This is a genomic window from candidate division KSB1 bacterium (assembly GCA_022562085.1).
Lineage (GTDB): Bacteria > Zhuqueibacterota > Zhuqueibacteria > Oceanimicrobiales > Oceanimicrobiaceae > Oceanimicrobium.
This window is the reverse complement of sequence record JADFPY010000178.1, coordinates 1-8,846: the sequence shown is the minus strand read 5'-3', so window position 1 is coordinate 8,846 and position 8,846 is coordinate 1. Positions and strand designations below refer to the sequence as shown.

The 8,846-nt window shown below is 44.4% G+C and carries 8 protein-coding genes; 2 read left to right on the top strand and 6 right to left on the bottom strand.

The genetic code is table 11. From position 1 onward, the window contains the following. The 5 genes from IH879_14320 to mce all read right to left on the bottom strand — a co-directional run. Positions 1–1,211 (bottom strand): aromatic amino acid lyase (locus IH879_14320; GenBank protein ID MCH7676110.1); only part of this gene is annotated, 1,211 nt, incomplete at its 3' end. Positions 1,212–1,219: 8 nt separating this feature from the next. Next, positions 1,220–3,442 (bottom strand): phosphoribosylformylglycinamidine synthase subunit PurL, encoded by a 2,223-nt coding sequence (gene purL / locus IH879_14315; GenBank protein ID MCH7676109.1) that lies wholly within the window; start codon positions 3,440–3,442, stop codon positions 1,220–1,222. 8 nt (positions 3,443–3,450) lie between these two features. Next, positions 3,451–4,962 carry an NHL repeat-containing protein gene (locus IH879_14310; protein MCH7676108.1) on the bottom strand — a complete coding sequence of 504 codons (1,512 nt, stop codon included), beginning with the start codon at positions 4,960–4,962 and terminating at the stop codon, positions 3,451–3,453. Beyond that, entirely contained in the window at positions 4,959–6,803 is a 1,845-nt protein-coding gene (locus tag IH879_14305; protein ID MCH7676107.1) for an excinuclease ABC subunit C, read from the bottom strand. The genes IH879_14310 and IH879_14305 overlap by 4 nt, the downstream gene beginning before the upstream one ends. 206 nt (positions 6,804–7,009) lie before the next feature. Continuing rightward, the gene (gene mce, locus IH879_14300) at positions 7,010–7,426 is read right to left on the bottom strand and encodes a methylmalonyl-CoA epimerase (protein ID MCH7676106.1); all 417 of its coding nucleotides are present in this window, start codon (positions 7,424–7,426) and stop codon (positions 7,010–7,012) included. 229 nt (positions 7,427–7,655) lie between these two features. Between mce and IH879_14295 the strand changes: the two genes are divergently transcribed. After that, entirely contained in the window at positions 7,656–7,910 is a 255-nt protein-coding gene (locus IH879_14295) for a type II toxin-antitoxin system HicA family toxin (GenBank protein MCH7676105.1), read from the top strand. Further along, positions 7,910–8,122: a type II toxin-antitoxin system HicB family antitoxin gene (locus IH879_14290; GenBank protein ID MCH7676104.1), complete on the top strand. Its 213-nt coding sequence runs from the start codon at positions 7,910–7,912 to the stop codon at positions 8,120–8,122. The genes IH879_14295 and IH879_14290 overlap by 1 nt, the downstream gene beginning before the upstream one ends. Before the next feature lie 171 nt (positions 8,123–8,293). Here the strand turns inward: IH879_14290 and IH879_14285 are convergent, their stop codons facing one another. Continuing rightward, positions 8,294–8,461, bottom strand: coding sequence for a hypothetical protein (locus IH879_14285; GenBank protein MCH7676103.1), 168 nt, complete (start codon positions 8,459–8,461; stop codon positions 8,294–8,296). Positions 8,462–8,846 lie beyond the last annotated feature (385 nt).

Sequence of the window (8,846 nt, the reverse complement as noted above, 5' to 3'; positions counted from 1 at the left end):
ATAGCCATTGCCAGGGGCTCACCGTGGAAGTTACCACCGCTTTTGACCTCATACCCTTGGCTGTCTTTTTTGGCAAAGATAAGCGGATTATCAGTAACTGCCCTAATCTCACGCTCTACAATCTTTCTGACATAATTATAGGCATCTTTGCACGCCCCATGCACCTGGGGAACACACCTAAGCGAGTAAGCGTCCTGAACACGGATTTTTTCAAATTCATAATCAAATTTATAACTCGAAAGTGTCGCTATATCATTTTCTAGGCCTGTATTTTTAAGTTGTAGCTTTAACTTCTCTTCTGTTATTGTTTTGAAAAATTCGTGGCGAGCTTCGATGGTCATACGCTTGCTATCTTGGGTAAGAGCGCGAATATTCCTGGACGTTTTGATTTGTCCCTCCTGGTGGCGCAATTGATGCAGTTCCTGAGCAAATGCATCCTTCTCGCACATCATGGCTTCAAGACTTAATGCAGCAGTGATATCGGCATTCTTAAGAAGAATATCGACATCATGCATAAGATGAACTGCAATAGCAAGCATAATCGCAGTGGCGTTGGTAAGAGCTATCGCCTCTTTTCCTTCCAATGGAATTGTCTGGAAGGTCACGTCTTCGTTATTACGTTTAAACTTAATCACCCCGGTGGAATCTTTTATTTCTTGGAGTTTAACCTTTTTGCCCTCTAACCAAATCTCTGCTTCATCTACCCCGATCAAGACCGAAGCAATATGAGTAAGCGGAGCCAGGTCACCGCTGGCACCCAGGGAGCCCTGTCCAGGAACGACCGGGTGCACTTGCTTGTTCAGCATTTCAATCAGCTTATCGATAATTACCGGGCGAATCCCGGAATGACCTTTAGCAAGCGAGTTCACTTGAATCAGCATTGCACCTCGAACTATCTCATCATCTAAAGGTTCACCAACACCAACGCTGTGGGATTTGATATAGTTTTCTTGAAATTGTGCTAATTTTTCATGCGAAATACTAACGTTTTTAAGAGAACCGATTCCAGTATTGAAACCATATAAAGGGGGTGAGTCCTCGCCTAACCAGTTTTCCTCAACGTATTCCCTGACGTTTTCTACTTTTTTACGCTTCGGCCCCTTGAACAATTGAACCCGTGTGAGGTAACGTGCCACAGCAACAATTCGTTGAATTGAAAGCTCTTCTTCGTTAATTGAAACGACATTTATTTCTTCAGGTGATTTGTACATTTTAAGTTTTAATTCTCAATTTTGTTTCGGATGGAATTTCGGTAAATAGACTCCAGCTTAGATATCGGAGTGTGAATTAAATCGTTTATGACCAAAGAAGAACCACCAACCCTGCCAATCACCTTCATTGGAATTTGACATCTCTTGAAAATTTCATAAAGCGGGGTTATGGAATTTTCTTTAAGAGAAAGCACAATCCGCGATTGATCTTCTCCAAACAATCCAAAGTCAGGTCGATGCTTAATTTCAACATTTACGGTTGCGCCAAAATTAGTTTTTGGATTTAAAAAACAGCATTCGGCTAATGCAGCAGCGAGTCCGCCTTCAGACACATCGTGAGCCGATTCAACCAGGTTATTTTTGATGGCTTCCAAACAGGTCTTTTGGAGTCGCTTTTCGAAATCGAGATCCAATTGTGGACAGTCGCCGGCGATTTGCTTAAACTGCACTTTTAAGTATTCGCTGCCCCCGACTTCCCCCCTGTTTTCGCCCAGGAGCACAATCACATCGCCTTCATTTTTAAACCAGGCTGTGGTTACATGCTCGAGGTCTTCAATGAGGCCGAGCATGCCAATGACCGGGGTTGGGTAAACTGCGCCTTCGGGATTTTCATTGTAAAAACTAACATTACCGCCAGTAACCGGCGTTTCAAGGGCCCGACAGGCTTCGCCTATGCCGGCAATCGCTTCCTTGAATTGCCAGTAAATATCGGGCTTGTATGGATTGCCGAAGTTCAGGCAGTTAGTAATTGCTATCGGCTTTGCGCCGGAGCAAACCACATTTCGGGCAGATTCAGCCACGGCGATTCTTCCGCCCATTCCGGGATTCAAATAAACATACCTGCCATTGCAGTCGGTTTTCATGGCTAAGGCTTTGTTGGTACCTTTGATTCTTACAACGGCGGCATCGGAGCCGGGCAGGACAACCGTATTTGAACGCACCATGTGATCATACTGCTGAATGACCCATTCTTTGCTGGCAATATTCGGAGAAGCCAGAAGGTCCTTTAAAACCGCGGTCAAGTCATTGGGCTGAGGAAGGGAATTTAAATCAAAAGCATGAAGCTCATCTATGTAGTCCGGTTTTCGGGCTTCTCTTTCATAAACGGGCGCGCCTCCGCCCAGCACTAAAGTCTCTGCCGGAATTTCTGCAACTGTTTTACCATTACGAGTAACTTTCAGGTTGGGCGCATCACTGACCTGACCAATGACAGCGGAATTGAGATCCCATTTCTGACAAATGTCATGTATCGCCTGTTCTTTACCGTTTTTAGCCACAACCAGCATACGCTCCTGAGACTCGGAAAGCAGGATTTCATAAGGGGTCATGCCTTTTTCACGCAGGGGCACTTGATCCAAATCGATTTCCATGCCGCTTTCCCCTTTCGCGGACATTTCACTTGTTGAGCAAGTAATACCGGCGGCACCCATGTCCTGAACACCGACAATGAGATCTTCATTTATCATTTCGAGGGTCGCTTCAAGAAGCAGCTTTTCAGTAAATGGATCGCCCACTTGAACTTGCGACCTGCGCTGTTCTGATTCCTCGCTGATTTCCTCGGAGGCGAAAGTGGCCCCATGAATGCCATCCCGTCCCGTGGAAGAGCCTACGATGATCACCTGGGCGCCGGCTCCTTTCGCAATTGCGCTTGCATACTGATCGTGCTTCACGATTCCAACTGCCATACAATTTACCAGCGGGTTACCCTCATAGCTGTCATCAAAATAAACCTCACCGGCAACAGTCGGCACGCCGAAACAGTTCCCATAGTCACCAATTCCTTTTACTACACCGTTGAACAAATAACGGACCCGGGCATCATCTAAAGAGCCGAAGCGAAGAGAATTCAAGGCAGCGATCGGACGAGCGCCCATGGCAAAAATATCGCGCATAATGCCGCCAACTCCGGTAGCCGCACCCTGGTACGGCTCCACCGCCGACGGGTGATTGTGACTTTCAATCTTAAACGCCACCGCCAGACCCCCACCGATGTCAACAAGGCCGGCATTTTCTTCCCCAGGCTGAACGAGAAGGTGCTCACTTTCCTTGGGAAATGTTTTCAGTAGAGCAATGGAGTTCTTGTAACTGCAATGTTCCGACCACATGACCGAAAAAATCCCAAGTTCGGTAAAAGTGGGCGTCCTTCCCAGTATCTCGAGAATGCGCTTGTATTCTTCTTCTGAAAGGCCGTGGTCTTGTGCTAATTCTAAGTTGACTTCCGGTTCTGGCATGGCCTAAATTAGTTAATTAAAATCGAAGTTTCAACTTCTTTAGAAAAATATTTATAAGATGAATAAGTCGATTCCACCTTTATTTTGAATTTATATTTTCCAGGCTCTACTCTAGCAAATTTAGAATTCAAAGAATTTCCATGATGACGAAGATTTTCAATTTTCGAATTAGCAACGACATTCCAATTTCCATCGAGGTAAATTTTTCGTGGCCCGGTGAAATATTTCCTCTTTTCAAAAATAGTTTTGCTCTTAAGGCCCTTCCCCTCGACTTTTAAGGTCATGAATGTCGGTTCTGTTAAAGTAAAATTGAGCTCAACCACTCCTTTGTCAGCTAACCGGTTACTCTCCAGATCTAAAATGTCTGTGCCCACCCAGTAGTATTGCGCCGCCTCTTTCTCGACAATAAAAACCTGGCCAAATCTCTTGTAAATAGCAATTCCCCGCGGCTCAAAGAACTCCTTCTTTCCTCCACCCTTTCTGCCAAATGAAGTCAAGTAATTTAGATTTCGATCAAATTTGTGAATGCAGTGATTGGCAAAATCGGTGACCCAAATATTGCTATAGTAATCTATGGCCATATAAAGCAATTGCCCGCTTTCAAAGCCAAAATCCTGCAAACGAATGGCTTTCATAAATTCGCCTTCTAAACTGAATTTTTGTATACGCGTTCCGTCCAAATCGACGAGCACAATAAAGCTGTCTTTATAAAAAGACCAGCGCCCTTTTCCATTGGTTACGGCTAATCCGGCGGGATGCCAGAGCTCGCCGTCCTCAATCCCTTGATCTCCAAACCATAAATGAAGCTGGTCGTCAGGACGAATTACCTGTATTCTGTGGTTTCCTGTATCGGCCACGTAGACCATATGATTTGAATCCATCGCCAGGCCCCGGGGAGACTTGAATCTTCCGGGTATTGTGCCTTCACCGCCAATTGCGCGAAGGAATTTAAGATTCGCTTTCGGGTTAAAAAACCGAACGATTCTATGGTTGCCGGTATCTGCGACATAAACATCCCCGAGTTCGTTCGCTGCCACCGCAGTGGGTTTATTAAGTTTTCTTTCGCCGCTTTCATTTAATCCATAAAAACCCAGCGAGCTCATGGATTTATTATACACGATGACGTTTATGCCTGAATTAACCCCATATCCGGTGACGTCATCATCGTCATTTTTGTCTTTTGGATCCTCCCAGGAATTTAAGCGAACAACTGCCAGGCCCTGGGGGTTTTTGACTTTCACTCTATTTGCGGTATAAATCATCAAATGCATTTTTGTGGCCTTGCGTATCCCCATTGTGTGCAAAAATGATGGATAAACCAGTGTGGTGGGATCGTATTTTTTGCCGCCAAAAGCAAGCAGGTTCAATGGCAGTAAAAGGAATATTACAAAAACCATAGACGGATGGTGTCGAAAATTAGTGATGGTGCCGAAGTGGCCACACTTCGGGTTGGACAAGCCGAGAACTCTGGCGAGTTCTGCTACTTTAACACCTGAAAACCTGAACACTGTGTTTTTCATACTGCCTTCTTCATAAAATGAAAATGCTTCCAGATGCGCTCTGCAACATCGACAGGAATGCCTTCAACCGCTGCCAATTCGTCAACGGTCGCTTCTTTTACGTTTTTAACCGAGCCAAAATACTTGACTAAAGCAGCTCTTCTGTTGGGGCCAACCCCGGGAACCGTGTCCAGCTCCGATTGGATTGTACGTTTCTTACGCAAAGTTCTGTGATAAGTAACGGCAAATCGATGTGCTTCGTCTCGAATTTGCTGCAGCAGCTTGAGACCGGATGAGGTTTTGGGAATATTTTGCGCCTCTGAGGCGCCAGGAACGAAGACTTCATCAAGTCGCTTGGCCAGCGCTGCAATGGGTTGGCCCGTTTTGTTTAATTTACTTAGAACCTGCTCTGCAGCCGACAACTGGCCTTTTCCGCCATCCACTAAAATTAGATCCGGGGAATCTAATTTATTCGCAAGCGAACCGCGGTATCTTCTTTCAACGGCCTCGGCCATCATGGCAAAATCGTCAGGGGTTTCCTTTACTCGTATTTTGAACTTCCGGTAATCGCTTTTTTTCGGCCTGCCGTTCACAAAAGTAACCATCGATGCTACCGGGTCTGTTCCCTGAATATTTGAAATATCGAAACATTCAATTCTCAGCGGCGGGTCCTTCAGTCGCAAGTCTCGCTGCAAAGCTTTTACACTGTGAGCAATAAAGTCTTTGGCTTTTAGCTTTTCAAGTTTTAACTCCTCAAGCAGAAGCCGGGCGTTTTTTAGAGCCATTTTAACAAGCTTGGCTTTCTGGCCTTTTTTTGGGTTCAACAGTTTAACGGCCTTTTCTCTTTCTTCAGACAGCCACTGCTTGACCTCATCTGCGTCTTCCACTTCAGTCGGTAAAAGGATTTCTTCCGGAACAAAATCAGATTTTAAATAGAATTGTTTCAAAAACGAAGTCACAACAGACTCAAAAGCTTCTTCAGCGACCCCGTTTAAAAAGAAGTGCTGCCGGCCCAGGATCTTCCCGTCACGAACTTTAAAGACGACGCCGCAAGCATCGTCATCATCTACTGCGACTGCAACGATATCTCTATCCAGGTCCTCGTCGGTGACAACTTTTTGTTTATATTGAAAATTCTGAATCGATTGCACTTGCTCACGAAACCGCGCCGCCTCTTCATATCTTTGCGCAGCCGACAATTTCCACATCTTCTCCTGCAGCTCCCGAACCACCTGGTTATTTTTGCCGTTGATGAAATTGACGATTCGTTCGACCATGGAATTATACTCTTCCTCCCCCACCAGGCCTTCACAGGGACCGTCACATTTTTTAATATAGTAATCCAGGCAAAGCTTGTATTTTTTCTTTGCCACCACCGCTTCGGTCAAATCGTAGTTGCAGCTCCGGATCGGGAAAATGCGCTTCACCGATTTCAACAAATTTCGCATCGAGCGGACGTCCGTGTACGGCCCAAAATAGCGCGAACCGTCTCGAATAATTGTACGGGTGGGAAAAATTCTGGGAAAACGTTCTTTGGTCACCCGGATGTACGGATAACTTTTATCGTCTTTCAGGTTGATGTTGTAACGGGGTTTATATTCTTTGATTAAATTCATTTCGAGGATCAGCGCTTCCGTCTCCGAATCCGTGACAATCGTTTCGAAATCAGCAATCCTGGTCTTCAGTCTCTCAATTTTTGGCCCCTCAAACCTGCTGTCCTGGAAATACGAGCGCACGCGAGTTCGCAGGACCTTGGCTTTGCCAATGTAAATGATTTTATTATTCTTGTCTTTGAATAAATAACAACCGGGCTTTTTGGGGAGAGTGTTTAGCTTCTCTTGCGGCGATTGAGCAGAGGTCATTTTCTAGTACACCGTTTCATCATTGGAGTACTTTTTATGGAGCCCTGGTCGCACCTGAGGAACTTGATGAGCGATGAGCGAGCTTGCATCTGGGTCGCTCTTCCCTCGGAGCCTGTCCTGAGCGCAGCCGAAGGGCTCCTCGCTTTTCGTTTTTATGGAGATCATAAATTGTGTTGTCCGCAATTGTACCAATTTATACTGAGACACTAAACCGCGTCTCCTTTTGGGTATTCTACCAGCTCAATCAGAATGCCACCGGTACTTTTTGGATGAATAAATGCGACTTTTGAGCCGGCGGCGCCGGCCTCGGAAATATTTTCTATAAACTGCAGACCCGTTTTGGACATGTCTGTTTTTGACTGAGCTAAATTCTCTACCTCAAAGCAAATGTGGTGAATGCCTTCGCCGCGTTTTTCAATAAACTTTGAAATGGGCGAATCCGGCTGAGTGCCTTTTAACAGCTCAAGCCGGGTTTCGCCGAGGGGGAAAAAAACTGTAGCCACTTTCTGCTCGGCCACCACTTCTTTCCCGCCCGACTTTTTACCGGTAATTTGTTGGTATTTTTTAACTGAGGCCTCCAGATCAGCTACCGCAATTCCGATGTGATCGAGTTTCTTTAGCATGGCACCACATAATAGCAAATTTGCAATTGAAATTCAAGAGGGATTTAATGTCATTTTTTGTGTGGACTAACTTTTTCTCGATTCAGGCGATTTTTTCTTGATTTTGCTAGAAACATCAATTATTTTCAAATGGCTCCGAAGTAAAAACACAAGGATGAAGCCATGAGCATCTTGTTCTGTGTTTGAAAACAGAGTTGCATAAATCGTGAGTGTAATATAAATTGGCGTTATGAGCAAAGCAGAGAAACTTCTACTCCAAATTTTGCGTGGTACAAGTGATGCAAATATCGCATTTAAGGACTTGTGTTACCTTCTACTTGGTCTTGGATTCGAAGAGAGAACAAAAGCAAGTCATCATATTTTTCGAATGGCAGGTGTAAAAGAGAAAATCAACTTACAAAAAGATGGAAATAAGGCAAAGCCATATCAAGTTCGTCAAGTACGAAATGTAATTCTCAAATATAAGCTTGGAGGCAAATTATAATGGATAAGTATGAAATCATTATTTATTGGAGTGAGGAGGACAAAGCATTTATTTCTGAAGTACCAGAGCTTCCTGGTTGTCTGGCCCATGGAGACACTCACGAAGCAGCTTTGGCCAATATAAGGTCAGCCGTAGAGCTTTGGATTCAAACAGCAAAAGAATTCAACGACCCAATCCCAGTGCCTAAAGGCCATCGTCTGGTATTTGCATAATCAAAAAAGCACAGAACCAGTCGTTGCACGCCCTTACTGCCTGAGTGCCTCTGAAAATGGATTTGGTGCTCTACATTCAAGCATCTTAACCAAGAGCGACAAGTCCAGAGCCAGCACCGAATGGGTTAAGGCACCCGCTGAAATAAAATCAACTCCCGCTTCGGCATCACCCTAACGTTCGAGCCGGGTTTCGCCGAGGGGGAAAAAAACCGTAGCCACTTTCTGCTCGTCCACCACTTCTTTCCCGCCCGACTTTTTACCGGTAATTTGTTCGTATTTTTTTACTGAAGCCTCCAGGTTATCTACCGCAATTCCGATGTGATCGAGTTTTTTAAGCATGGCACATAATAACAAATTTACAATTGAAATTCAAGAGGGATTTAATATCGTTCTTCGAGTGGTCTAACTTTTTCTCGATTCAGGCGATTTTTTCTTGATTTTGCTAAAAACATCAATTATTATTAAATGACTTTGAAGTAAAATACTTCTAGAAGATATTGAAATACCAGCGCTTCTAAGTGACTTAACCTTGACTTGCGCGATAAGGATGTTAAAAAAGGAGTTCAAGAACTTCACCATTCAATAAAAGGTCATATGTCTTTTGCGGTAGTAAAAGAAGTAAGCGATTGGGCCCACACAATTCAAAGTCAAACGGAAGAGTTTGATAAATTATCTAAGTTGAATTCAATCGACAATTAACAAGCACAATTCCTTAATTAATATT